Raw genomic sequence first — 24,383 nt, forward strand, 5'->3', positions numbered from 1 at the left:
TACCCGCCGTCATCATGCTGAATTCGGACATCCCGCCAATGCTGGCGATCAGGTTCAACGGCAGAAACACCACGTTGATCAACGTCAGCTTGCGCAGCAGGTTGTTCATGCTGTTGTTCATCAAGTTACCCCGGGCATCGATCAAGCCGGAGAACACGTTGGAGTAGATTTCCGCCTGTTTGTAGCACTGGTTGTTCTCGATGATCAGGTCATCGATCAATCCCAGGGTCTCGGTGCTGAAATGCTCCTTTTCGCCATGGTTGCGCAGTCGTGTCAGCACCGCGCCATTGCTGTGCAGGGCGTTGATGTAATAGATCAGGCTTTCGCTGAGGCTGAACATCTGCATCAGGTGGCGGTTGCTCATCGAGGCATTGAACTGCTGCTGTAACTCCCGGGCGACCAGCTTGATCACCTTCAGGTGGCCCAAATAGTGATGGACGTTGTTGAGCAACAGATCCAGCAGCACGTCCAGCGGCGTATGCAGTGGTCTGCGTGCGCCCAGCCCGGAAAGCTGGCTATCGCCGGTGGCGATCACCAGCAGGCGGTTTTGCGAGAACAGCAATCCGCAAGACGAGACTTCAAATACCAGATTGCTGCCGCCAGAGTAGTTTTCCGGACGTTTCCAGATCAGGAACAGGTTGTCGGGATGGAACTCGATGCGCGACACCTCGTCCGGGTCCAGCGCCGAGGCCAGGGCGTGCTCATCGAGCTTGTAGCGTTCGCGCAGCAGTTCGCGTTCAACACGATCAGGGTTACTGAACAGCAGGATTTCGGCGCGGTCATGTTCGGTGTGATGCAATGCGCCCTCGCTCAACTCAAAGCGCTGGATCATGGTCGATCACCAGACCTGGCCTTGACGTTTCAACTCCAGGCGTCGGACGAACTCTTCCAGTACCAGGGAATACAAGTCGTCTTGCAGGTAGGCATCTTCAATCCCGGCATCCATATTCGGGTTGTCGTTGACTTCAATCACCACCACTTTGTCGCCGGACTGCTTCAAGTCCACACCGTACAGCCCGTCACCGATCAGGTTCGCAGTTTTCACCGCCAGCTCCACCACCGCCTTCGGAGCCTCGTGAACCGCCAGGGTGCGGCATTCTCCGTTGATGTCCTGGCCGATGGCCTTGTGGTTGTAGATCTGCCAATGGCCCTTGGACATGAAGTACTGGCAGGCAAAAATCGGCTTGCGGTTGAGCACGCCGATGCGCCAGTCGTACTCGGTGTAGAAGAACTCCTGGGCCAGCAACAGCACCGAGTGTTCGAACAGTTCGGCGGTGGCCGTCAGCAGTGCTTGCTGGCTTTCCACCTTGATCACCCCACGAGAGAAACAACCGTCAGGGATTTTCAGCACCAGGGGGAAGCCCAGGCGCTCGCCGACCCGTTCGAAATCTTCCGGTCGTTCCTTGTAGAGAATCTCGGTGGCGGGCATGCCCAGTTGATGGCTTTTCAGCAGGTCCGTCAGGTAGACCTTGTTGGTACAGCGCAGAATCGATGCAGGATCATCCATCACCACCAGCCCTTCGCTCTCGGCTTTTTTCGCAAAGCGGTAAGTGTGGTTGTCGACACTGGTCGTCTCGCGGATCAGCAAGGCGTCGTATTCGGCCAATCGAGCGTAGTCCTTGCGCTCGATCAGCTCGACATCGATGCCCAAGCCTTTGCCGACCCGCACGAAATTTTCCAGCGCCTTGGCATTGGAAGGCGGCAACTGCTCCTGGGGATCATGAAGGATTGCCAGGTCATAACGGGCCAGTCGCCGGGAACGTGGCTGCCGCCAGATCTTGCGACTGAAGTTGTCCAGGGCATTGGCGAATTGATCTTCCTGATCGTCACGCAACTTATGCAGAACGCCGGACTTTATACCTTCAATGTGCCAACCATTGTTCTTGCGAAATTCAACTAACAGAATCGGGCACGGAAACGCTTCAAATAACTGCCGGGCCAAATCCTGCAATGGATCAATATTGGTTCGGCCAAAATAAAGTGTCAGGGTAAAACCTTCGGTATTACTGTAAAGGTGATGACTCAAGGCTTTATCGAGGGTTTTATCCAGGTCATCCAGGGCCAGGCCATACAGGGATTTTTTCGTCAACTCACTGATGGTCCGAACCGACGGAATCACTTTGTGCCCCCGCGCCTCGGCCAGCAGCGAGCAGTAGTAGCCGTGCCCCAGGTACTTGTAGCTGCGGCACAGGTTGATCACCTGTACCCGTTTGCCTGCCTCGTTCTCCCGGGGGTGTTCGAGGTATTCCTGGGCGGTGACAATGTCTTCACTGGGAAAGTAGGACGCCCAGTCTTCCTTGCGCTCGACAATAATCACGACTTGACTTGCACTCCTGGGAGGTGTGGAAAAATAACCGCCGGAAGTTATTGTCGCCGCCACTGTTTGCTCGGATACTTCTCGCCAATGACTTTGTACCGCTGACATATTGATTGATCCGCTAGAGAACTTGACCTTTTCTATTAAGCACGATCTTTCAGAGAAGTCCCGTTTCGTTACGCAACTTTTACGGCGGTTATATGGCTCTTTCCTTTCGCGTTGCAACACTCGATGATTTGCCAGGACTGGTGGCATTGGAACAGCACTGTTTCACCACTGACCGGCTCTCCCCCCGCAGTTTCCAGTGGATGATCAGCCGTGCCCACGCACAGTTGCTGGTGGCCGAAAACGATGGGCAATTGCTCGGTTATGCCTTGGTGTTGTTCCACCGTGGCACGTCGCTGGCGCGCCTGTACTCCATTGCCATCGCCGAGCCTGCCCGAGGTATGGGCTTGGGCAAACAGCTACTGACCCGCATCGAAGCCTGCGCCCTGGAACACGACTGCGCCTACCTGCGCCTTGAAGTGCGTACCGACAATCCTGGCGCCATCGCGCTGTACGAACGCAATGGCTACCGGCGTTTTGCCCTGATCAACGACTATTACGAAGACCACACCGACGCCCTGCGCCTGGAAAAACGCATTCTGCAGCACCATGACGCGCGGGCCTTGAGTGTGCCCTATTACCAGCAGACCACCGACTTCACCTGCGGCGCGGCTTGCCTGTTGATGGCCATGGGGGCCCTGGAGCCGGACCGTGTGACCCGGCGCCGTGAAGAGCTGCAGATCTGGCGCGAAGCGACCACCGTATTCATGACCGCCGGCCATGGGGGTTGCAGCCCTCAGGGCCTGGCGCTGGCCGCATGGCGCCGGGGTTTTCGGGTGCGCATGCAAGTGAATGTCCGTGGGCCGCTGTTTCTCGATGGCGTGCGTGATCAGCATAAAAAAGACGTCATGCGCCTGGTGCATGAGGCTTTTGAAGAAGAACTGGCCGGCAGCGACGTTGAGCAGGTTCTCGGTGGGCCGCTGGACCTGGTGCAGCTATTGAACGATGGAGGCCAGCCACTGGTGCTGATCAGCAGCTATCGGTTGACGCGCTCCAAGTCACCGCATTGGGTAATCGTGACGGATTGCGATGAGGAGTTTGTCTACCTGCATGATCCGGACGTGGACCACAGCCAGCATCGCCAACCCATGGACTGCCAGCATCTGCCGGTCAGCCATGGGGAGTTCGAGCGAATGTGCCGGTTTGGCAATAACAAGCTGCGGGCGGCGGTGGTGGTGTACGGGTAAGGCAATGCCCCCTACGACGGCTGCGCCGCCGATCGCAGCCTCGCAGGCTCGGCAGCGGCTACAACGGCCTTGGCCTCCAACTCCCGCACCAGTGGGAGCACGCGCTTGCCGAAGTATTCCACCTCCTCCTGGAAATGCAGGAACCCCGCCAGCACCAGGTCCACACCCACGGCTTTCAGGGCGACGATACGTTCGGCAATCTGTTGCGGAGTGCCGATCAAGTTGGTCTTGAAACCGTCGTTGTACTGCACCAGGTCTTCAAAGCTGGACTTGGCCCAGTTGCCCTCGCCTTCCGGTGAGGCTTTGCCGGCCTGCCTGGCTGCGTCACCAAAGGCATTGACCGCTTCCGGATCGGCCTTGTCGATGATTTCCGCCAGCACGGCGCGGGCTTCTTCCTCGGTGTCGCGGGCGATGATAAAAGCGTTCACTCCAACCTTCACCGAGTGGTTGTTCGCCGCCGCCTTGGCACGGATGTCATCGACCTGAGCCTTGATGCCTTCCGGGGTGTTGCCATTGGTGAAGTACCAGTCCGAGACCCGTGCAGCCATATCCCGCGCGGCTCTGGAACTGCCGCCCTGGAAGATCTCCGGATGGGGCTCGCCCAAGGGCTTGGGCTTGAGGCTGTAGTTGTTGAAGCGGTAGAAGTCGCCCTTGAAGGTAAAGTTGTCCTGGGTCCAGATGCCTTTGAGGACGCGAATAAACTCTTCGGAACGGCGATAGCGCTCGTCATGCTCCAGCCAGTGCTCACCGATGGCATGGAACTCACCCTTGAACCAGCCGCTGACGATATTCACGGCAATACGGCCATTGGTCAGTTGGTCGATGGTCGCCAATTGCTTGGCCGCCAGCGCAGGTTGCCACGGCCCTGGCAGGATCGCGGCGATGACTTTCAGTTTGGTGGTGGACGCCAATAGCGCATGGCTGAACGCGACGGACTCATGCTGGTATTCGGCGCCATAACCGGCAGTGAAACGGATCTGAGTCAGGGCATATTCAAAACCGGCCGCTTCGGCCAGTTGTGCCAGTTTGCGGTTGTAGTCGATACCCCAGCTGGTGCGCTGTTCGATCTTGCTCACCACCAGCCCACCGCTGACGTTGGGTACCCAATAGGCAAATTTGACGGCTTGCTGGCTCATTGAGCGATACCTCTGGACAGGGGATGTACCGCTGATGGAGCAGCAAGCGTGCCAGTGAATCCCAAAGCCCCGTACCAAAGGGCTCCGGGAGGAGTTCGCGGGTAAAAATGCCTGGCTGTTGGCTGTTGCGGATCCTGAAGGTTTGTTGGATCACTGTTGGTGGAGCAACACTCGCCACAAGCCCCGCCCAGGAAACACAGGGGTTATCCCTCGGCACGGACTCTGCAATGGTCTTGGCAATGCCCCCCCTTCCAAGGAGCCGTAACCATGACCGAGCATCATGTCATCAACCCGCTGTCCACCGGCGTCGACTACCAGACCCTGGCCGAGCGCTTCCGCCCCCTCTTTCAACGCATCGCCTCTGGCGCCGTGGCGCGCGAACAAACCCGCGCCCTGCCCTTCGAACCGATCCAGTGGCTCAAGGAAGCCGGTTTCGGCGCCGTACGAGTGCCGGTGGAATACGGCGGCGGCGGCGCCTCCCTGCCCCAACTGTTTGAGCTGCTGATCGAGTTGGCTGAAGCCGACTCCAATGTGCCCCAGGCCTTGCGCGGGCACTTCGCGTTCGCCGAGGACCGTTTGAATGCCACACCAGGGGCCGCGCGGGACCTGTGGTTCAAGCGTTTTGTCGACGGCGACATCGTTGGCTGCGCCTGGACCGAAATCGGCAACGTGGCCATCGGCGACGTCGTCACCAAGGTCAGCCCCGACGGTGACAAGTGGAAACTCAACGGTGAAAAGTTCTACAGCACCGGCAGCATTTTTTCCGATTGGATCGATGTCTACGCTCAACGCAGCGACACCGGCGCCGACGTGATTGCCGCTACCCGCACCCGCCAGCCAGGTGTTGTGCAAAGCGATGACTGGGACGGTTTTGGCCAGCGCACCACCGGCAGCGGCACGTCACGGTTCAACGACGCCGTGGTGGAAGCCGACAACCTGATCGACTTTGCAACACGGTTCAAATACCAGACAGCGTTTTACCAACTGGTGTTGCTGGCGACCTTGGCGGGTATCGGTCGTGCGGCGCTCAATGATGTGGCCCATCAGGTCCGTGTGCGTAAACGTATCTACAGCCACGGCAATGCCGCACATGTGAGCCAGGATGCGCAGATTCAGCAGGTGGTCGGGGAAGTGGCAGCACTGGTGTATGCCGCCGAGGCCGGTGCGATAAAAGCCGCATACCCTGCACAGCGGGCCTACCTGGCGCGGTTTGGCGGGGACGATGCCGTCGAGCACGAAGCAAACGTGGCGGCCGAAATCGAGTCGGCCAAAGCCCAGGTGGTCGTGTCTGAACTGATCCAGCGGGCCACGAGTGAGTTGTTCAACGCGTTGGGCGCCTCGGATGTTCGCGAGGGCAAATCCCTCGACCGGCACTGGCGCAACGCGCGGACGGTGTCATCGCATAATCCGGTGATCTACAAGGCACGAATTGTCGGGGATTGGGTGATCAATGGGGTCGAGCCACCCTTTGTCTGGCAGATTGGCAATGGGCCAGCGAAGAGTTAAGCATTTGCAGTGAATTCAAGGCCCTCATCGCGGGCAAGCCCGGCTCCCACAGGTGAATGCATTCCAAATGTGGGAGCCGGGCTTGCCCGCGATGGGGTCGCCGCAGGATCAGGTTATGGGTAAGATATCGACCTTTCGCGCAGCCCCTTTCTGCGCCCGCCGAATTAAGTCGATCCCATGCCCTTCGAACTCAGCGTTGACCTCACCACCCTGGCCATACTGGCCTTCGTCGCGTTTATCGCCGGTTTCATCGATGCCATTGCCGGCGGCGGTGGCTTGCTGACCACCCCGGCACTGCTGACCGCCGGTATGCCGCCTCATCTGGTACTGGGCACCAATAAACTCAGCTCGACGTTCGGTTCGGCCACCGCCAGCTTTACCTTCTACCGGCGCAAGCTGTTCCATCCAAGGCAGTGGGTGCATGCCATCGTCGGCACCTTGATCGGTGCACTTACCGGGGCCATCGTCGCCCACTACCTGCCCGCCGAAACCCTGAACAAGATGCTGCCGGTGATTGTCTTCGGCTGCGGCCTGTACCTGCTGTTCGGCGGTACGCCCAAGGCTGCGCTGGATAACGATGCGCCGATCAAGAAGAAATGGCAGTCGACCCAAGGCTTCGGCCTGGGCTTCTACGATGGCGTCGCCGGGCCCGGTACCGGCGCGTTCTGGACCGTCAGCACGATGCTGCTGCACCCCATCGACCTGGTAAAGGCCAGCGGCGTGGCGCGCAGCATGAACTTCGTCAGCAACGCAGCCGCGCTGTCGGTGTTCATCTTCAACGGCTCGGTGGATTGGATCGTCGGCCTGTGCATGGGCTTTTCGGTGATGGTGGGCGCGTTCTTTGGCGCACGCAGCGCAATCAGCGGCGGCGCCAAATTCATTCGCCCGGTGTTTATCACCGTGGTCCTGGGCCTGACGGTGCGCCTAGCCTGGCAGCACTGGTTCAACGTGACCTAAGCGAGGGGCCAGGTAGAGATCGATCAGGTAGCGGGCAATCGAGCGTGACGCCGGCAATGGCGGCAACTCATGGATGTTGAACCACTGCGCATCTTCGATCTCGTCGGCTTGAGGCACGATATCGCCGCCGGCGTATTCGGCGTGAAACCCCAGCATCATCGAGTGCGGGAACGGCCAGCACTGGCTGCCCATGTACTGGATGTTCTTCACCTCAACCTGCACTTCCTCACGCACCTCGCGAATCAGGCAGTCTTCGGCGGACTCTCCCGGCTCGGCAAACCCGGCCAGGGTGCTGTAGACCCCAGTGACGAAGCGCGGCGAACGGGCCAGCAGAATCTCATCGCCCCGGGTCACCAGCACGATCATGCTCGGTGAAATTCGCGGGTAACTGCGCAGGTCACACGCCTGGCAGAACATCGCCCGTTCCCGTGGCACCTGGACCATGGCTTGGCCGCAACTGCCACAAAAACGGTGCTCACGGGCCCAGGTACCGATTTGCGCGGCATACCCCAGCACTTTGTACAGCGTGTGATCGCCCTGCAGCATGAAGCCACGCAGCCCCTGCCAACTGCAGCCCGGCAGGTCACCGGCGGAGTTGAGCTCCAGCAGGTACACCGGTTCCCCGTCCAGATGACCAATGCCATGTTCGGCGAACACCGAAATATCCTGGCGCTTGAGCCACTCCCGAGGGAACAGCGGCCCGTTGTCGTCCCGCAAAAAGCCGTCGCGGCTACGGGCCACGGCCCAGCCGCCAGGGGTTTCATTGTCCAGCAACGTCGTGGTTATCCAGCCTGGAGTCATGTTCAGTCAATCCACAAATTCGGGTTTCTGCTTGCTCATGTGGGCCGCGATGGCCACGCGCAGGTCATTGGATTGCAGCATAGCTGCGTTCCAGGTGGCAACGTATTCCAGACCGTCATTGATCGTGTGGTCACGCATGTAGCTGATCATGGCTTTGGTGCCGGTCACGGCAATCGGTGATTTAGCGGCAATTTCGCGGGCGATGTCCATCACACCGGCCAGCAGGCTTTCCTGATCGCTGTACACGCGATTGACCAAACCGATACTGCGTGCTTCTTCGGCGTCGAATTGGCGACCCGTGTAGGCCAACTCGCGCAACATACCGTCGCCGATAATCCGTGGCAGTCGTTGCAAGGTGCCCACGTCGGCGGCCATGCCGATGTCGATTTCCTTGATAGAGAACTTCGCATCACCGGCAGCGTAACGCATGTCGCAGGCACTGATCAGGTCGATCGCCCCGCCGATGCAATAACCCTGGATGGCCGCCAATACTGGCTTGCGGCAGTTGTCGACAGCGTTGAGCGAGGCTTGCAGTTGCAGGATTTTGCGCCGCAGCAGGCGGGCGTTACGGCCGACATCCTTACCGAATTCATTGGCTACCGAGGCCAGCATCATGAGGTCGATGCCCGAGGAAAAGTGCTTGCCGGCACCGCTAATCACCACCGCACGCACGGCGTCGGTGTCTTCGATCCATTGGAAGATGTCGATGATCTCAGTCCAGAACGCGGCGTTCATGGCGTTGATCTTTTCCGGGCGGTTGATCTGCACATGGGCGACGTTGCCTGTGAGTTCGACGACAAAGGCTTGGTATTCGGACATGGCAGTGATCCTTGACTGGCGGCTGATAAGGGCCGAACTATAACAAGGCTGCGGGATGCGGGGTAAGGCTGTGCATGCGCCAAAAACAGGACTGAAGGACGCTGGGGCTAAATGTGGGAGCGGGCTTGCTCGCGAATGCGGTGGGTCAGTTTGCTCATGTACTGACTGACACTCTGCATTCGCGAGCAAGCCCGCTCCCACTTTAGCATTGCGGTGTTTTCTGGCTCGGCAGCCACAGCCGGAATCGCGCTCCACCCAATGGCGAGGCCTGGGCCGTCAACGTCCCGCCCTGCGCTTCCAGCGCCCGCCGACTGATTGCCAGCCCCAGGCCAAAACCACCCGTGGCTCTATCGCGGCTGCGATCCAGGCGGTAGAACGGTTCAAAAATACGCTCACGCTGATCCGCCGGAATACCGATCCCGTCGTCATCGACCCAGATCTCACAGCCCTTGGGGCATACCTTGACCCCCACCTGAATCCGCCGTTCGCAATAACGCATGGCATTGCGCAGCAGGTTTTGCAGGGCGCGGGCGGTAAGCCGCGGGTCGAGGGTAAAGCGCTCCACGGAGCAATCCAGCACCACATCGATCACGATCTCGGGGTTTTCCAGTTCGTCGTCGACACTGCCCAGGATACTGTCGACAAACTCGTCCAGCACCACCCCCACCCGCTCCGGCAATTGCGCCGGGTTTTGCAGGCGGCTGTAGGAGAGCAGCTCAAGCACCAGTTCATCCAGCTCACGAATGTGTGCTACCAGGCCTTGCAGGCGTTCGCGGCTCGGCGCCGGCAGGTCATCGGAGAGCGCCAGCGCCAGGCCGAAGTCCAGCCGGGTCAGCGGCGTGCGCAGCTCGTGGGAGACCGCATTGAGCAGGTCGCGTTGCTGGTTGAGCAGGTGTTCGATGTCGTTGGCCATGGTGTCGAACACCACCGCCAGGCTGCCGATGTTGGAACTGGAGCGAATATGCGTGCGCGCCTCCAGATTGCCCTGCCCCAGTTGGGTCGCCGTACTCTTGAGGCGATCCAGGTCGCGCCAGTGGCGCCGCAGCCAGTACAACAGGCCCGCCAACAGCGCCGCACCGATCAGTACGTTCATGCTCCAGAACAGCAGGTTCATGTCCAGCGGGTCCGGCGGTACCGATAGCTTAACCACCAGTTGATCGTCCAGGGGAGAACTGATGTCATCCATCCAACCCCATTCCCCGAGTCGAATCACCGGCTGGTCCTGCTCCAGCAGACGATGCTCCTCCGGGGTGTAGCTGGCGTCCTGGATACGCAGCAACTGGATTTTCAACGGCGCGAAATCCGCTGCGAGCCGCACCGTGACATTCGCCCACTGCTCCACCGGTACCCGCCGGTATTCGTTGACGATCAGGCTCTGCGTACCCCGGGATTGTTCGACGTTGTAGTTCATGTAACGGTGTTCGAAGACCTGGATCACCACCTTCGGAATCAGGTAAATCGCCGCACTGTAGGTGACGATAGTAATCAGGTAGAGGCGAATCAGAACTCTGAACATGAATCAGCATTCCCACTCGGAACGGCTGAACAGGTAGCCCTTGCCCCACACCGTCTTGATCTTGCGCGCTTCACCAGCGTGATCGTCGAACTTGCGCCGCAGCTTGGAAATCGCCACGTCTACCGAGCGGTCGGTGCCGTTGAACTCGATACCCCGCAAACGCTGCAGGATCTGGTCACGACTGAGCACTTCACCGGCATGCCGGGCCAGGACCACCAGCAAATTATATTCACCGCTGGACAACTCCACCGGTTGGTCGCGCCAGCTCACAGAACGCTCCGACAAGTCGATGCACAGGTTGCCGATGAGAATCTGGTCGTTGGCCACTTGAGGTTCGGTGAGGCTGCTGCGACGCAACAGGGTTCTCACGCGGGCCAGCAATACCCGGGGCTCGCAGGGTTTGGTCACATAGTCGTCGGCGCCCATTTCCAGGCCCAGTACCTGGTCGTGGCTGTCATCGCGGGCGGTGAGCATCAGGATCGGCAAGCTCGCCGAGTCGGCACGCAACAATCGACAGACTTGCAGACCGTCGAGGCCCGGCAGCATCAGGTCAAGAATGACCAGGTCCGGCGGGTTGAGCCGGGCCCGCTCGCGCACGTGGTCGCCACGGCTAAGCACATTGACGTGATAGCCATTGCGTTCCAGGTAGCTGGCAATCAGCTCGGAGAGTGCGGCGTCGTCTTCCACCAGGAGGATGTTGGGCATGGTGTTTCCAAATAATACAGTTGTTGGTCATACAGAGATCCAATGTGGGAGCGGGCTTGCTCCCACACAAGCCCGCTCCCACATTTGATCTTCAGTGTTTGCAGGATTGTGCAAGGATATACGCCCGCGTGCCGAAGCGCGCTCGCACCTTACATTTCTTCACACACCCCCTACACAGCTTCACAGCACTGTGACGGAGGCGCCCGTAGGATGCGCCAGTCAATATTGGGATATAAGCATGTCGAAGAATCTGTTTGCGCCGTTTTGCCTGTTAGCCCTGGCACTGACATTGAGCGCTTGTGACAACTCTTCCAGTGGCGCCCCCGAAATGCCGCTGGCCAAAGTACGCATCGAAACCCTCGAAGCCAAGCCCCTGTCCATCAGCAACGAGCTGAGCGGGCGGATCGCGGCGCCACGCATCGCCGAAGTGCGTGCCCGGGTCGCGGGTGTAGTGCTGCAACGGGTGTTCAAGGAAGGCCATGACGTCAAACAGGGTGACGTGCTGTTCCGTATCGACCCGGCACCGTTCAAGGCCGACCTGGACAGCGCCCAGGCCAGCCTGCGCAAGGCCCAAGCCAACGCATTTCAGGCCCGCTTGCAGGAACAACGTTACAGCCAGTTGGTAGACGGCAACGCCATCAGCGCCCAGGAGTATGACAACGCCCGCGCCGCCGCCCTGCAAACCGCCGCTGAAGTCGCCGCCAATCAGGCCGCCGTACAGCGAGCCAAGCTGAACCTGGGCTACGCCACCGTCACCGCACCGATCTCCGGGCGCATCGGCCGGGCCCTGGTCACCGAAGGCGCCCTGGTAGGCCAGAACGAAGCCACGCCGCTGGCCGTCATCCAGCAATTGGACCCGATCCACGCTGACCTGACCCAGTCCACCCGCGAGCTCAATGACTTGCGCCGGGCCTTTCGCGCCGGAAACTTGAAACAGGTCGGCCAGGACCAGGCCAAGGCCACACTGATCCAGGATGACGGCAGCCTCTACCCATTGCCCGGCAAGTTGCTGTTCGCCGAGATCAGCGTTGACCCGGGCACCGGCCAGATCATCCTGCGCAGCGAGTTCCCCAACCCGGACCTCGACCTGTTGCCCGGCAGCTTCATCCGCGTGCGCCTGGAACAAGCCGTCGACCAACAAGGCATCAGCGTGCCGCAACGCGCCATCACCCGCGACAGCGCCGGCATTCCCATGGTGTTGCTGCTGGACGCCAAGCAAATGGTCAGCCTGCACCCTGTTGAGCTGGGATCGGTGATCAATGATCGCTGGATCGTCACCAGCGGCCTCAAGCCCGGTGACCGCATTGTCGTGGAAGGCCTGCAACACGCGCGTCCTGGCGAACAGGTCCAGGTCGATGACAGCCCCGAGCCAGTCGCCCAAGCGCCTGGCCAGTAAGAGAAAGGGATAGCAAACAATGCCGCAGTTCTTTATTGATCGCCCGATCTTTGCCTGGGTGGTCGCCTTGTTTATCCTGCTGGCTGGCGCCCTCGCCATCCCGCAACTGCCGGTGGCGCAGTACCCCAACGTGGCGCCGCCGAAAGTGGAAATCTACGCGGTGTACCCGGGCGCCTCGGCCCAGACCCTGGACGAAAGCGTGGTCAGCCTGATCGAGCAAGAGCTCAACGGTGCCAACCACCTGCTGTATTTCGAATCCCAGAGCAGCCTTGGCTCAGCCACCATCACTGCCACGTTCCAGCCGGGCACCAACCCGGAAATGGCCCAGGTCGATGTGCAGAACCGCCTCAAGGCCGTTGAGCCGCGCCTGCCACAAGCGGTGACCCAGCAAGGCTTGCAGGTGGAAAAAGTCTCCGCCGGCTTCCTGCTGCTGATCACCCTGACTTCCAGCGACGGCAAGCTCGACGACGTAGCGCTCAGCGATTACCTGGCGCGCAACGTGATGAACGAGATCAAGCGCCTGGACGGCGTCGGCAAGGCGCAGCTGTATGGTGCCGAGCGGGCAATGCGGATCTGGATCGACCCGCAGAAGTTGATCGGTTTCAACCTGACACCTGCCGATGTGAATGCCGCGATTGCCGCGCAGAACGCTCAGGTTTCCGCCGGTAGCATTGGTGACTTGCCGAGCACTTCGACTCAGGAGATTACGGCTTCGATCCTGGTCAAAGGCCAGCTATCGACGCCTGCGGAATTTGCCGACATTGTGCTCAAGGCCAACCCGGACGGTTCTACTGTGCGCATCGGTGATGTGGCGCGGGTGGAAATCGGCAGCCAGGAATACCAGTTCTCCACCCGGCTGAACGGCAAGCCGTCCACCGCCGTCAGCGTGCAGCTGTCGCCGGGGGCCAACGCCCTGAACACCGCGACCCTGGTACGGGCGAAGATGGACGAGCTGGCCCGCTACTTCCCGGCCAATGTCGAATACAAGATCCCGTACGACACCTCGCCGTTCGTCAAAGTCTCGATCACCAAGGTGGTGTACACCCTGGGTGAGGCGATGTTGCTGGTGTTTGCGGTGATGTTCCTGTTCCTGCAGAACATCCGCTACACCCTGATCCCGACGCTGGTGGTGCCGGTGGCCTTGATGGGTACCTTTGCCACCATGCTGTTGCTGGGCTTCTCGATCAACGTGTTGACCATGTTCGGCATGGTGCTGGCCATCGGGATTCTGGTGGACGACGCCATCGTGGTGGTGGAGAACGTCGAGCGGATCATGGCCACCGAGGGTTTGTCACCCAAGGACGCAACGCGCAAGGCCATGGGCCAGATTACCGGTGCAATCGTCGGGATTACCCTGGTGCTGGTGGCGGTGTTCCTGCCGATGGCGTTCATGCCCGGCTCGGTGGGTGTGATTTATCAGCAGTTCTCGCTGTCGATGGCCACTTCAATCCTGTTCTCGGCCTTCCTGGCCCTGACCTTGACTCCGGCGTTGTGCGCGACCTTGCTCAAGCCGATTGCCAAGGGCGAACACCATGAAAAGACCGGGTTCTTCGGTTGGTTCAACCGGCGCTTTGAGCAACTGACCAACCGCTACGAAGGCTGGGTGGCCTACGCCATCAAGCGCAGCGGGCGTTATTTGCTGATTTACCTGGTCCTGCTGGTAGGCCTGGGGGTGTTGTTCAGCCGACTGCCCTCCTCGTTCCTGCCGGTGGAAGACCAGGGCTACACCATCACTGACATCCAGTTACCGCCGGGTGCCAGCAAGAACCGCACGGTGCAGGTAGCCGAGCAGATCGAGGCGCATAACGCCACTGAGCCGGGCGTGGGCGACACCACGATGATCATGGGCTTCAGTTTCTCCGGCTCCGGACAGAACGCGGCACTGGCGTTTACCACGCTCAAGGATTGGTCACAGCGCAGCAGTGAAGACTCGGCTGCCGCCATCGCCGACCGGGCAACCGAAGCCTTTACCGAGCTCAAGGACGCGATTGCCTATGCGATCCTGCCGCCGCCGGTGGATGGCCTGGGTACGTCCAGTGGTTTCGAGTTCCGCTTGCAAGACCGTGGTGGTGTCGGTCATGCCGCGTTGATGACGGCCCGTACCGAACTGCTGAGCGCTGCCGAGAAGAGCCCGATCCTCGCCAACGTGCGTGAAAGCGCCCTGGCCGAGGCGCCTCAGGTGCAGCTTGAGGTCGACCGCAAGCAAGCCAATGCCCTGGGCATTTCCTTTGCTGATATCGGCAATGTGCTGTCTTCGGCGATTGGTTCGGCCTACATCAACGACTTCCCCAACCAGGGCCGCATGCAGCGGGTGGTGGTGCAGGCCGAAGGTGACCAGCGTAGCCAGGTGGCGGACCTGATGAAGATCCATGTGCGCAACGACGCCGGCAAGATGGTACCGCTGTCCGCCTTCGTCAAAGCACGCTGGGTCCAGGGCCCGGCGCAGTTGACCCGCTACAACGGCTACCCGGCCATCGCTATTTCCGGTGAAGCCGCGCCTGGCCATAGCACCGGTGAGGCCATGGAGGAAATCCAGCGCCTGGTCACACAATTGCCGGCCGGCCTGGGCCAGGAATGGACAGGCTTGTCCTTGCAGGAGCGCTTGTCCGGCTCTCAGGCACCACTGCTGTTGGTACTGTCGCTGCTGATCGTGTTTCTGTGTTTGGCGGCGCTGTATGAGAGCTGGTCGATTCCGACCTCGGTGTTGCTGGTCGTGCCGCTGGGGGTACTCGGTGCAGTACTGGCCGTGACTCTGCGGGGGATGCCCAACGACGTGTTCTTCAAGGTCGGCCTGATTACCATCATCGGCCTGTCGGCGAAGAACGCGATTCTGATCATCGAGTTCGCCAAGGACCTGTACGACCAGGGTGAAGACCTGTTCGAAGCCACCCTGAAGGCCGCACGCCTGCGTCTGCGACCGATCATCATGACCTCCCTGGCGTTCATCCTCGGCGTGGTGCCGTTGGCCATCGCCACGGGCGCCAGCTCGGCGAGCCAGCAAGCCATCGGTACCGGGGTGATCGGCGGGATGATCACCGCGACCCTGGCCGTCGTATTTGTGCCAGTGTTCTTTGTGGTGGTGATGAAGCTGGTACGCAAGCGCCACAAAGAGGGCTGAACAAAGGATCGAGGTGGGCTAAGGTAGTGCAAACCCTGGCCCATCGAGTTCCCATGTACTTTCTTGCCCGCACCCACCCTCGCCTCTCTACCGCCGCCGTCCTGGGCCTGGCGGTAGGCATCCTGGCTCCGGCCGATACGATCATCAGCAAAATCCTCTTCGGCTGGAACGCCGGTGTCTGGACCTATCTGGTGCTGATGCTATGGTTGACGATCCGGGCCAAGGCAGACGATGTGAAACGCATCGCCGAGGTTGAGGATGAGAACGCCGGCCTGGTGTTGTTCATGGTATGCATTGCAGCGATTGCCAGCCTGGCCACCATCACGTTTGAATTGGTGGGCACCAAGGGCCTTGATACTTCCGAGCGCTTGCTGCACTACGGTTTTACCGGGCTGACCGTGATCGGTTCGTGGTTGCTGATCGGGATGATCTTCAGCGTGCACTACGCACGGCTCTATTACACCTGGGAGGGTAAGGAGCCCGCGTTGCGCTTTGCCGAGGGCTTGCTGACCCCCAACTACTGGGACTTCCTGTACTTCTCCTTCACCATTGGCGTGGCGGTGCAAACGTCCGACGTGGGTGTTGCGACTCGCAGCCTGCGCAAGATAGTGCTGGCGCAGTCGTTGATTGGCTTTCTGTTCAATACCGCGATTCTGGGGTTTTCGATCAACATTGCGGCGGGGTTGTTCGGTTGAGCGCACACCAAAAAAGGAAGCCGAAGCTTCCTTTTTTGTTAACCCGGCAGCTTAGAAGTCGTAACGCAAACCGACGTTGACACCCCATGGCTGGTCGACTGTTTTACCTTTGCTGTGCTCAAAATCAGCATGCAACTTGAGGTTTTTCGACATTGATACGGCCATGCCGGCAGCCACTTCAACCCGCGAACCAAACACATCATTGTTGAAGCTCTGATCGTTGATCTTGACCTTGTTGTTGTGGTTGAACTCATGGGCCAAGGCCGTGCGCAAATACGGCTGCAGCACGCTGCCGCTGTCCAGCTGGATATTTTTACCCGCCGTTACACCCACCTTGCCGACTACCGACGCGGAGCGATCGCCCTTGGCCTGCAGGCCATTGTCCAGCTCATAGCTCTGCGCCTGAGTGATCACTGCGGTCAACTGCGAGTACGGCTCGACAAAGTAATCGTCATCCAGCTTGATGTGCCGACCCACTTCCGCCGAGGCGCCGACCGCGTTTTGTGTGTAGTTACCCTTGGTGCGCTTGCCATCGCTCATGGTGACATCGACGTCGTTGTGCAGGCGGTTGAGCTTGACCACACCATCGAAGTACATGCCGCTTTCGTCATCCAGCCAGGTGGCGTAACCGCCCAGGTAGTAGCTGTTGACCGTGCCGCTGCTGCCACGGGTCAAGCTCAAGTCGGATGTACTGTGACCGGCCATCACGCCCGCCAACCACTGACCGTCACCGCCAGACAAAGGCGCATCAGCCCCCAGCGTGAAGCCGCGCTGGGTTTGCGAATAACCGGCGCCGTTCTTGTTGGAAGACACGTTGAACTTGTTGCCGTACGTACGCATCCACAGACCGTTTTCCTTGCCATCGCTGAAGCGCAACTCCCCCATGCGCGTACGCAGGTTGGTCATCTCGCCGTACCATACGGTCGGCGCGCTGTTGAACAAGGCCAGCACCGAATGGGCGCTGGTGCTGGTCTCGCGGCGGTTGGGGTCGAGGAACCAGTCGACACCTTCCTGTTTCAGACCGTAGGAATAGGCACCCACGTCAACACGATCACCGACCAGGGAGAAATGCGCATCGCCGCCCTCGGTGTGCACCACGTGTACGGGCTCGGCATTCGACAGCTCCGAGCCGGAGGCCGACAGCAACAGGCTGTGATTACCCTCGGCCTTGCCTTCGATGTTCAGGAAATCGGTCTGGCCGGTGGAGAAGTCGGTGTACATGATGAACGTGCCCTCACCGGACAAACTCTTGAGGTCCAGTTGATAGAACTCATCCGTGCCACCGAAGTGTACCGAACCACCGCCCATTTTCAGGTCACCAACAGCACTGTTGCCTACCAGTACCCAATGGGAAGCTTCGTTGACGCTCAACTCGGCCACGTTTTTCAACTGACCGGTCAGCCACGAGCCGTTGTTGAGTTGCAATTTGGCAGTGCTGCCTTCCTCGACAACCACGTCGCCCACCAGGAAACTGCGATCGACATTCATGTTCGCGAGGGAACCACCGATGACCTCCAGAATATTGCCGTTTCCGCCGGTCAAGGTCGATCCGTTGAGCACTTGAATGTCAGCGTCAGTCGTGCCGTATTCATCACCCTCTACCAGCAAGGCCGCCCCGTTGCGGCCTTCAACATGAGAGCCGCTCAATACCAGGCTGCTGGCGTTCATGTCTGCATCTTCATAGCTCAGGCGTACGCCATTCTCGCCGCCGATGATCCGGCTATCGAACGCACTGGCCGAGCCGCCGTACAGCAGTACTCCGATGCCATTTTCATCGGTAGCAACCACATCCGAGCCAATGAAGTTAAGTTGGCTGAATGACGTGGCACGCGCCCCTTCCGTCGAGCCTTGGACGAGGCTATTGAACACATCAACAGTCGAACCATCCTGGGTGAGGAAGTTACGTGCCGCGAGGATACCCACACCATTATTATTAATGACGCTGCTGCCCCTGATTTTGGCGTAGCTGCCCTGCAGGTTGATGGCATAGGCGGCCGAGGTTCTGGCTTCCAGCGTGGTGCCCTCAAGGCTGACTTGCGAGCCTTGGGTGGCGTAAATGTCCTGCGCCTTGGTCCCTGCATTGAGTGTCAGCTTGCCTGAAGAAATACGGGACTGTTTTAACTCGGCACCATTGGACGTCAAGTGGGCATCTTTGCCGATGACCCAGTCATCGACTCTGACACCGGCACCAATAGTGCGCTCCATGCCTGGATGAAGCTCAGTGGTGGCTTGCGCCAACGAAGCACCTAATATCAAGAAACCAGCAGCTGGCATTTGAAGCGCCACGGCCAAAGGGTGTCGTTTAAAGAGTGTATTGAAATTCATTGCATGCATACCCGTAAAGAACCTTCCCGAAAGGGAACGAATTGACCGGCACCAAGCGAGATAGCACCAAGTCATCACGTGCGGCAGATTAGGGATGATGAGCGAATAGATATGTAGGATTTATCTTTGATGGATGCTTGAACTGTTCGATAGCTAACGTAGGGCAGCTCAAAAAAAAGAGGAGCCAGGCTCCTCTTTCTCGACACAAGGCACGCCTTGTTTTTTCAACTTGGCCAAGGTGAGCCGTCACAGTAAATCAGGCCCGGCCGGACGCCGCGGACCAACAAAATGGCCTCGGCTGAGTCGATTGGGGTCGGGACGCCTGTCAGACTGACCGTATACGTGATGTGCACCGAGCCCATATTGAAGTCAGTCGTATTGATAGGCTTCACATAGGTACCGTAGGGCTTCACGGGAACGTTAAAACCGACCTGTGTGTGCAGGAAGGTCAGGGGGCCGAAATTGAAAGTGCCTGTCGCCGTAGTAATCGGAACCGCACCATCGTTGTCGCTGCAGCCTGTCCAGTTCACCCGAATAATCATGCCGACTTCCAAAAGCTCATGGGGCGGCACGAAAACATGCACTTCTCTGTCTGCTCCTTGCAGCGTGTTACACACGATTTCACCTCGCGCTATGCCGGGTATTTCAGGCAAGGCGCCCACCACGTCAGGCGCCAGGAACGCAATCACGTTGGCATTGACATTGATGTCCTGAGTCGGTGAGGAAACCCGGTTGTGGGTAGAGGTAATCGCAATTTCATAACGCAACGAATTAAGGTTATTGGAGTGTTTGCGGATATAGGGCCAAGCAAGGACCATCGCAATTTCATCGCCGGGCATGGCTGTGCTGGGGTCCACAGACTTTCTATCGACCTGCTCGTTTTGGTAAAACAGGACAATGTCGAATGGCTGCGCCGACGGTAAAGGGCTGGCACTCCACAAGCGAACGACTACATCGGCATCCATATTCGCATCGCGTTCATCCAGTTCGTTTTCCAAGCCTGAACCACGCCCGGTCAACACAGGCAACGGCAGGTTGGGGTTGACCAAGTCCGGTTCCCAGGGATTTACCGGGCCGCCCACTTCCAGTTCAAGCTCGATATTGGTGGCGGTGGGTACCCAAAACAGTACGCCGTGGCGCCCCACTGCATACTCCACCCGCAAGTTGATCCTGCCGGTGCTGCTGGCATACAGCTCAATCAGCCTTTGAAAGGGCACATGAAAGTTATAGGGCAGTGGACTTCCACCCAGATCGTAGGGGCCTATCTCCCGCACACCATGGGTAGTCGTCAGGCGCACATGAAGCTTGTCGCTGGTACGGTCTGCCTCGTAGGAAGGAATGATCACAAACATTCCGGAAGAAGCCGCAGTGTCGGCACGATCGATCAGGCGATCGCCAACACCAATCAGCGATATTGCATCCCTGGCGCCTGCCGGATTCAGGACCGGCGCGGGATTGAGCGCAACCGAAATCGGTAATTCGAACGAAGGGCCACTGATGTTGCCGGCGACGTCCACCAAGCGATATACGAGTTTTCTCGGGCCGTCCGAGACCTCGGCCAACGCTGCGGTGTAAAGCACCGTCATACTGGGAAACACCGGCCCCTGCGCAATATGCTCGTTGGAGTCGCCATTATATAAACGCCACTGGTCTCCTGGGTGAGCACCTTCGGCTGCATAAGCCGGGATTCCAAACGGAACGCCGCCTGGGTTCGCATCCAGGAAGGCCCGTGTGAGGCTGCCCGGCCAGCCTGCTGGAAGCGTCAGGCGTCGAGGGCCATCGGGAATGCTGTCGTAGGGCGCGGTCCGGTCAATGACCAGCGGAGCCTGAGATGAGCCAGAATCATTCCCCGAGAACTGAATAACTCTGTAACTGACGTGATGATCCCCCTCGGTCAAAAATCGCCTCAGGATTCTTACTGTATATGTGGTCGGGATAGGTGGGGTAAAAAACACCGGTTCACTGTTGATAAGCCCAGACTGAAAATCACCGACATCATCCAGGTGAAAGTTCAGCACGTCCGGCCTCGCGGGAATGGTAGAAGCAGGCGACCAGACGGGAATGTCCACTTCCAGAAACTCCTTGTCCGCAGCCTCCCGAAACACCAACCCTGGATACTCTGTTGCATCCACAAGCCCGGTGACAGAGGGGGCCGGCAGGACGATAGGAACTGCGAGGGTTCCCACGGTTTTTTTCGTTGTCTTGGCATTAATTTTTCTCATCTCTTTACCCTCTTTCGTTAAGCGAAATTGATATGACGAGTAGCCCTTTACAATTCAACCAAAAAAGCAACTATCCCCTCTCCAGCCCCCCTCACACTTACTTATCCATACGAAGCCCTTCATGCTCACAACAAAGAGCACAAACCCGAATACTCACTAGAGCGCAGTTATGCAGAGCACAAAACAAATGCAGTAACTTTTTATTGCCACTTATAACAACAAGACTCAAATTTAAATTTCGCGCTTACAATCTTCCTGTAAATCGTCACAGAATCCGACATCTCCAGGTTGACAAATTTTTCCGGTGCCCGGAGACACACGATCGATTCTGACTCGGCCCACACCTGACTCCCCGATCAGCCCGCCGTTACGTCGGACAAAGAACCCAGCCGTTGCTGAAGCAAAATTTCGCATGGGTTCGATTTTTGTGTTCCATGGCCAAACACGTACAGCCAAGCCACCCGCTGCATACTCAACGGTCGTGCTGAAGTCTGTTCCGTCGATCGGGTTCTCCCAAGCATTACTCAAGTAGCCTTGCCAAAAAAATTCAACTTCATCACCCGGCAGAAAACTCGCGTCGTCACGTATAAACCAATACACGCCATGACATATGGAAGGTTGGGACTCACAAGTAAGGTATCGGGATGGCCCCGTCAGTGTATGTTGTATCAATGGCGCATCAAACTTGATCAATGGTGCAACATGAACATTAACCGGAGTGTCCGGTGAGTACTGCTCATTTATGCCGTTGCTGGTGATATAAAAAACCGGCAGATTCGGTGAGTTCTCACCCTCGACAATAACGCTACCTGGCACATCGGTGAACTGGAACGGCTGATTAAAGGCATCACCGGGCTGAACAACATAATGAGCCACCGGCCCGACACCATTCCAATAGAGTTCAAGCCGCTCTCCAGGCTGAGGGTTCACATACAGACGCCCCCACACTTCAGCCCCGACATCCCGGTCCCGGAAGTCGAGTTCATTGTGCAAGCCGGACCCGTTGCCGAAAACGTCCACCACGGCCAGAGTCAGGTTTAACAGTGCCGGGGCATTGACATGATCCTGTCCGGCGATGGTGAAGTCGACCCAGGAAAAATTGACCAGAGAGGGAAACGGTGGGCGCCCTGCACGATGAATTTCATACCGCACAGGCACTTCCATACGCGCCAACGGACCGGTACCACGCAAAATATTCCAGGGGATTTCTACCGGGAACGGAAAGTGGGTAATGGGCTGCGGCGGCAGTACCGCACGGCCGTCCCATATCATCACCACCTCATCTCCCGGAGCGTAGCCGTCGTACAGGAACGGAATCACCGCCGCAACAACTGCCCGCGCATCGTCACGCTTGATCAAAAAGTCGATATAGGCAGGAGGACGGATCTGAGGGGCAGGCAACATACCCGGAGAAGGGATCAGGTTTACGTTGAAATCCATTGGCGCACTGAATGCCAGCGTGAAGTTCCCCGCACGATCATACAAACGGTACTGCAAGTAGGCAGTGCCATTTGAAAGGGCACGAAAATAATCAGCGGGAATCCGCAGAATCAAGGGTTCATCGGTGCGGACAAACTCCTGGATATCTGTCTGCGCAGGGGGAAACGGTGGCGTGCTGTTGCTCAGGTAATAACCCGCTCGATCACGGCCGGCACGACCGATATACGCCGGGAACTGTACTTCAATCACTGGATTGGCCGCCAACACCGCTTCCGTGATGCCCGACGCTTCGATCGCGGGGTCGACAAAGCGGGCCTTGTCATCCGGATGCTGAAACCTCGGTGGGTTGTTATCGACAGTCAATGTCCTGCGATCTGACGGTGTTTCATCCCCCGCCTCATCCTCCACCGTATAAAACACTTCTACGACAGCATCGAGTTCCCTCATGTAGTCCATGGGCACGTAGAGAGGATAGGGAAAATCGTCCGGATTCAACGGACCTGTAAAGGAATGCGAATCAGCCTCGACATTTACGCCCTGTATCCTCCACCACAGTTTGAGGGTATGGGTCCTGCCCGGTGTCGGGCCTGGCACCCATTGGGGGATACGACACTCCAAAGGTTGCAATGACACGGAGAGAGGGATCAATCCCTCAGCGTCATCGGGGTCAACGCCCACAATCTCGTCAAACCCGGGCAGCATGATGATCTTGCCCCCAGCACGGGACGGTATAGAAGTCGACGGCGTAATCGTATCTGGACTGGACATTTGAGTTCTTTCCTTAGGCGAGCCTGGAAAGAATTAAGCGCTCAATTTTCTGCTGCGGATACTGTCAGAACTAACAGGTAACCCTATCCGTTTGTCGGTTAATGACGACCGGCCCACGGGTGTACTCCCCGAAACTTTCTTGACGAAACGCCCCGTTTGGTGTTTTCTGAAACCGGTTTCAGTACCTGTTTGATGGGTGCAACAGGATAATCCAATAAGAAAGGCCCGCCACCGTGACTTCTTTTTCCGCCGCCCAGCGCAGCCGTGTGACCATGTTTGACGTGGCCGAGCGCGCCGGGGTTTCCAAAGCCAGCGTGTCGCGCTTTATCGGCGAAGACCGCGCACTGCTTTCCGACGCTATTGCCCTGCGCATCGAGCAAGCCATCGATGAACTCGGCTACCGCCCCAACCAGATGGCCCGCGGCCTGAAACGCGGGCGCACTCGCCTGATCGGCATGCTGGTGGCCGATATCCGCAACCCTTATTCGATTGCCGTGATGCACGGCGTGGAAACCGCTTGCCGCAAGCACGGCTACAGCCTGGTGGTGTGCAACACTGACCGCGATGACGAGCAGGAACGCCTGCACCTGGCGGCCTTGCGTGCGTACAACATCGAAGGGTTGATCGTGAATACCCTTGGCCATCACCTCGACCAGTTGCTGGAACTGCAACGGGAAATGCCCCTGGTGCTGGTAGACCGCAAGGTCGAGCCATTGCACAGCGACCTGGTCGGCCTGGATAACCCGGCTGCGGTCCACATGGCCATCGACCACCTTGAACAACAGGGCTACCGCGATGTGCTGCTGGTCAGCGAACCACCCGATGGCACCAGCTCGCGGGTCGAGCGAATGGACAGTTTCAACGCCGAGATCGCCCGGCGTTCAAGCTTGACCGGTGCAGTGCTGGAAATCGACGACGCATTGAACGCGCACCTGCGTACCTTCCTGAACACCACTCACAACGGCCCGAAAGCCCTGTTCTGCGCTAACGGTATCGCTGCGCTGGCGTGTACCAAAGCGCTGCGAGATTTGGGCTGCGCGCTGTTCGAGGACGTCGGCTTGATCGCCGTGGATGACCTGGATTGGTACCCGTTGGTTGGCAGCGGTATCACCGCCCTCGCCCAGCCCACCGAGGCCATTGGCACTCAGGCTTTCGAGTGTTTGCTCAAGCGTTTGCGTGGTGATACCGAGCCCGCACGGACCCTGGATTTCCTGCCCGAACTGATTATCCGTGGATCAACACAATCCCTTGTGGGAGCCGGGCTTGCCCGCGATGACGGTGTGTCAGCCAACAGAAATATTGACTGACAGGTCGCCATCGCGGGCAAGCCCGGCTCCCACATTTGATCTTCGCTAAAAAATGAAACCGGT

General features: G+C 58.6%; 17 protein-coding genes. 7 read left to right on the forward strand and 10 right to left on the reverse strand.

Annotated features, from left to right (window positions below; all coding sequences use genetic code 11):
- A partial coding sequence (locus GNF76_RS14335; protein ID WP_155583806.1) for a magnesium transporter CorA family protein occupies positions 1-832 on the reverse strand: 832 nt, incomplete at its 3' end.
- A 6-nt stretch (positions 833-838) separates the two neighbouring features.
- On the reverse strand, positions 839-2,425 hold the full coding sequence (locus tag GNF76_RS14340) for a RimK family protein (protein WP_155583807.1): 1,587 nt from the start codon (positions 2,423-2,425) through the stop codon (positions 839-841).
- Between the two features lie 92 nt (positions 2,426-2,517).
- Here GNF76_RS14340 and GNF76_RS14345 point away from each other — a divergent pair, with 92 nt between their 5' ends.
- Entirely contained in the window at positions 2,518-3,609 is a 1,092-nt protein-coding gene (locus GNF76_RS14345) for a GNAT family N-acetyltransferase/peptidase C39 family protein (protein ID WP_155583808.1), read from the forward strand.
- Between the two features lie 11 nt (positions 3,610-3,620).
- On the opposite strand, the gene sfnG is transcribed toward GNF76_RS14345, so the two are convergent.
- On the reverse strand, positions 3,621-4,745 hold the full coding sequence (sfnG, locus tag GNF76_RS14350) for a dimethylsulfone monooxygenase SfnG (RefSeq protein WP_155583809.1): 1,125 nt from the start codon (positions 4,743-4,745) through the stop codon (positions 3,621-3,623).
- A 267-nt stretch (positions 4,746-5,012) separates the two neighbouring features.
- On the opposite strand from sfnG, the gene GNF76_RS14355 reads away from it, so the two are divergent.
- Positions 5,013-6,251 carry an acyl-CoA dehydrogenase family protein gene (locus tag GNF76_RS14355; protein WP_155583810.1) on the forward strand — a complete coding sequence of 413 codons (1,239 nt, stop codon included), beginning with the start codon at positions 5,013-5,015 and terminating at the stop codon, positions 6,249-6,251.
- Between the two features lie 177 nt (positions 6,252-6,428).
- Positions 6,429-7,208: a TSUP family transporter gene (locus GNF76_RS14360; RefSeq protein ID WP_155583811.1), complete on the forward strand. Its 780-nt coding sequence runs from the start codon at positions 6,429-6,431 to the stop codon at positions 7,206-7,208.
- Here the strand turns inward: GNF76_RS14360 and nudC are convergent.
- The 4 genes from nudC to GNF76_RS14380 all read right to left on the reverse strand — a co-directional run bounded on the left by nudC (position 7,176) and on the right by GNF76_RS14380 (position 11,049).
- Entirely contained in the window at positions 7,176-8,009 is an 834-nt protein-coding gene (gene nudC / locus GNF76_RS14365; RefSeq protein ID WP_155583812.1) for an NAD(+) diphosphatase, read from the reverse strand. The genes GNF76_RS14360 and nudC overlap by 33 nt on opposite strands.
- A gap of 6 nt (positions 8,010-8,015) precedes the next feature.
- On the reverse strand, positions 8,016-8,828 hold the full coding sequence (locus GNF76_RS14370; RefSeq protein ID WP_155583813.1) for a crotonase/enoyl-CoA hydratase family protein: 813 nt from the start codon (positions 8,826-8,828) through the stop codon (positions 8,016-8,018).
- Positions 8,829-9,030: 202 nt separating this feature from the next.
- Positions 9,031-10,344: an ATP-binding protein gene (locus GNF76_RS14375; protein ID WP_155583814.1), complete on the reverse strand. Its 1,314-nt coding sequence runs from the start codon at positions 10,342-10,344 to the stop codon at positions 9,031-9,033.
- A gap of 3 nt (positions 10,345-10,347) precedes the next feature.
- Positions 10,348-11,049, reverse strand: coding sequence for a response regulator (locus GNF76_RS14380; RefSeq protein ID WP_155583815.1), 702 nt, complete (start codon positions 11,047-11,049; stop codon positions 10,348-10,350).
- Between the two features lie 238 nt (positions 11,050-11,287).
- Between GNF76_RS14380 and GNF76_RS14385 the strand changes: the two genes are divergently transcribed.
- The 3 genes from GNF76_RS14385 to GNF76_RS14395 are packed head-to-tail and all read left to right on the forward strand — an operon-like array spanning position 11,288 to position 16,258.
- Positions 11,288-12,445: an efflux RND transporter periplasmic adaptor subunit gene (locus tag GNF76_RS14385; RefSeq protein ID WP_155583816.1), complete on the forward strand. Its 1,158-nt coding sequence runs from the start codon at positions 11,288-11,290 to the stop codon at positions 12,443-12,445.
- 19 nt (positions 12,446-12,464) lie between these two features.
- Positions 12,465-15,563, forward strand: coding sequence for an efflux RND transporter permease subunit (locus GNF76_RS14390; protein ID WP_155583817.1), 3,099 nt, complete (start codon positions 12,465-12,467; stop codon positions 15,561-15,563).
- Positions 15,564-15,616: 53 nt separating this feature from the next.
- Positions 15,617-16,258, forward strand: a complete 642-nt coding sequence (locus tag GNF76_RS14395) for a DUF1345 domain-containing protein (protein ID WP_155583818.1) — start codon at positions 15,617-15,619, stop codon at positions 16,256-16,258.
- Between the two features lie 51 nt (positions 16,259-16,309).
- On the opposite strand, the gene GNF76_RS14400 is transcribed toward GNF76_RS14395, so the two are convergent.
- From GNF76_RS14400 to GNF76_RS14410, 3 genes are all read right to left on the reverse strand, one after another.
- Positions 16,310-18,532, reverse strand: coding sequence for an autotransporter outer membrane beta-barrel domain-containing protein (locus GNF76_RS14400; RefSeq protein WP_379652549.1), 2,223 nt, complete (start codon positions 18,530-18,532; stop codon positions 16,310-16,312).
- Positions 18,533-18,807: 275 nt separating this feature from the next.
- Positions 18,808-20,805, reverse strand: a complete 1,998-nt coding sequence (locus tag GNF76_RS14405) for a hypothetical protein (protein ID WP_155583820.1) — start codon at positions 20,803-20,805, stop codon at positions 18,808-18,810.
- A 231-nt stretch (positions 20,806-21,036) separates the two neighbouring features.
- Complete coding sequence (locus tag GNF76_RS14410) at positions 21,037-23,013, reverse strand: hypothetical protein (RefSeq protein ID WP_155583821.1); 1,977 nt, start codon at positions 23,011-23,013, stop codon at positions 21,037-21,039.
- A gap of 233 nt (positions 23,014-23,246) precedes the next feature.
- Here GNF76_RS14410 and GNF76_RS14415 point away from each other — a divergent pair, with 233 nt between their 5' ends.
- The gene (locus GNF76_RS14415; protein ID WP_178123339.1) at positions 23,247-24,320 is read left to right on the forward strand and encodes a substrate-binding domain-containing protein; all 1,074 of its coding nucleotides are present in this window, start codon (positions 23,247-23,249) and stop codon (positions 24,318-24,320) included.
- Positions 24,321-24,383 lie beyond the last annotated feature (63 nt).

It is taken from the genome of Pseudomonas spelaei (assembly GCF_009724245.1).
In the GTDB taxonomy this organism is placed as follows: Bacteria; Pseudomonadota; Gammaproteobacteria; order Pseudomonadales; family Pseudomonadaceae; genus Aquipseudomonas; species Aquipseudomonas spelaei.

Coding starts and splice junctions, on each gene's coding strand:
- GNF76_RS14340 (WP_155583807.1), bottom strand. CDS start 2,425: ATGTCAGCGGTACAAAGTCATTGGCGAGAAGTATCCGAGCAAACAGTG.
- GNF76_RS14345 (WP_155583808.1), top strand. CDS start 2,518: ATGGCTCTTTCCTTTCGCGTTGCAACACTCGATGATTTGCCAGGACTG.
- sfnG (WP_155583809.1), bottom strand. CDS start 4,745: ATGAGCCAGCAAGCCGTCAAATTTGCCTATTGGGTACCCAACGTCAGC.
- GNF76_RS14355 (WP_155583810.1), top strand. CDS start 5,013: ATGACCGAGCATCATGTCATCAACCCGCTGTCCACCGGCGTCGACTAC.
- GNF76_RS14360 (WP_155583811.1), top strand. CDS start 6,429: ATGCCCTTCGAACTCAGCGTTGACCTCACCACCCTGGCCATACTGGCC.
- nudC (WP_155583812.1), bottom strand. CDS start 8,009: ATGACTCCAGGCTGGATAACCACGACGTTGCTGGACAATGAAACCCCT.
- GNF76_RS14370 (WP_155583813.1), bottom strand. CDS start 8,828: ATGTCCGAATACCAAGCCTTTGTCGTCGAACTCACAGGCAACGTCGCC.
- GNF76_RS14375 (WP_155583814.1), bottom strand. CDS start 10,344: ATGTTCAGAGTTCTGATTCGCCTCTACCTGATTACTATCGTCACCTAC.
- GNF76_RS14380 (WP_155583815.1), bottom strand. CDS start 11,049: ATGCCCAACATCCTCCTGGTGGAAGACGACGCCGCACTCTCCGAGCTG.
- GNF76_RS14385 (WP_155583816.1), top strand. CDS start 11,288: ATGTCGAAGAATCTGTTTGCGCCGTTTTGCCTGTTAGCCCTGGCACTG.
- GNF76_RS14390 (WP_155583817.1), top strand. CDS start 12,465: ATGCCGCAGTTCTTTATTGATCGCCCGATCTTTGCCTGGGTGGTCGCC.
- GNF76_RS14395 (WP_155583818.1), top strand. CDS start 15,617: ATGTACTTTCTTGCCCGCACCCACCCTCGCCTCTCTACCGCCGCCGTC.
- GNF76_RS14400 (WP_379652549.1), bottom strand. CDS start 18,532: ATGCCAGCTGCTGGTTTCTTGATATTAGGTGCTTCGTTGGCGCAAGCC.
- GNF76_RS14405 (WP_155583820.1), bottom strand. CDS start 20,805: ATGAGAAAAATTAATGCCAAGACAACGAAAAAAACCGTGGGAACCCTC.
- GNF76_RS14410 (WP_155583821.1), bottom strand. CDS start 23,013: ATGTCCAGTCCAGATACGATTACGCCGTCGACTTCTATACCGTCCCGT.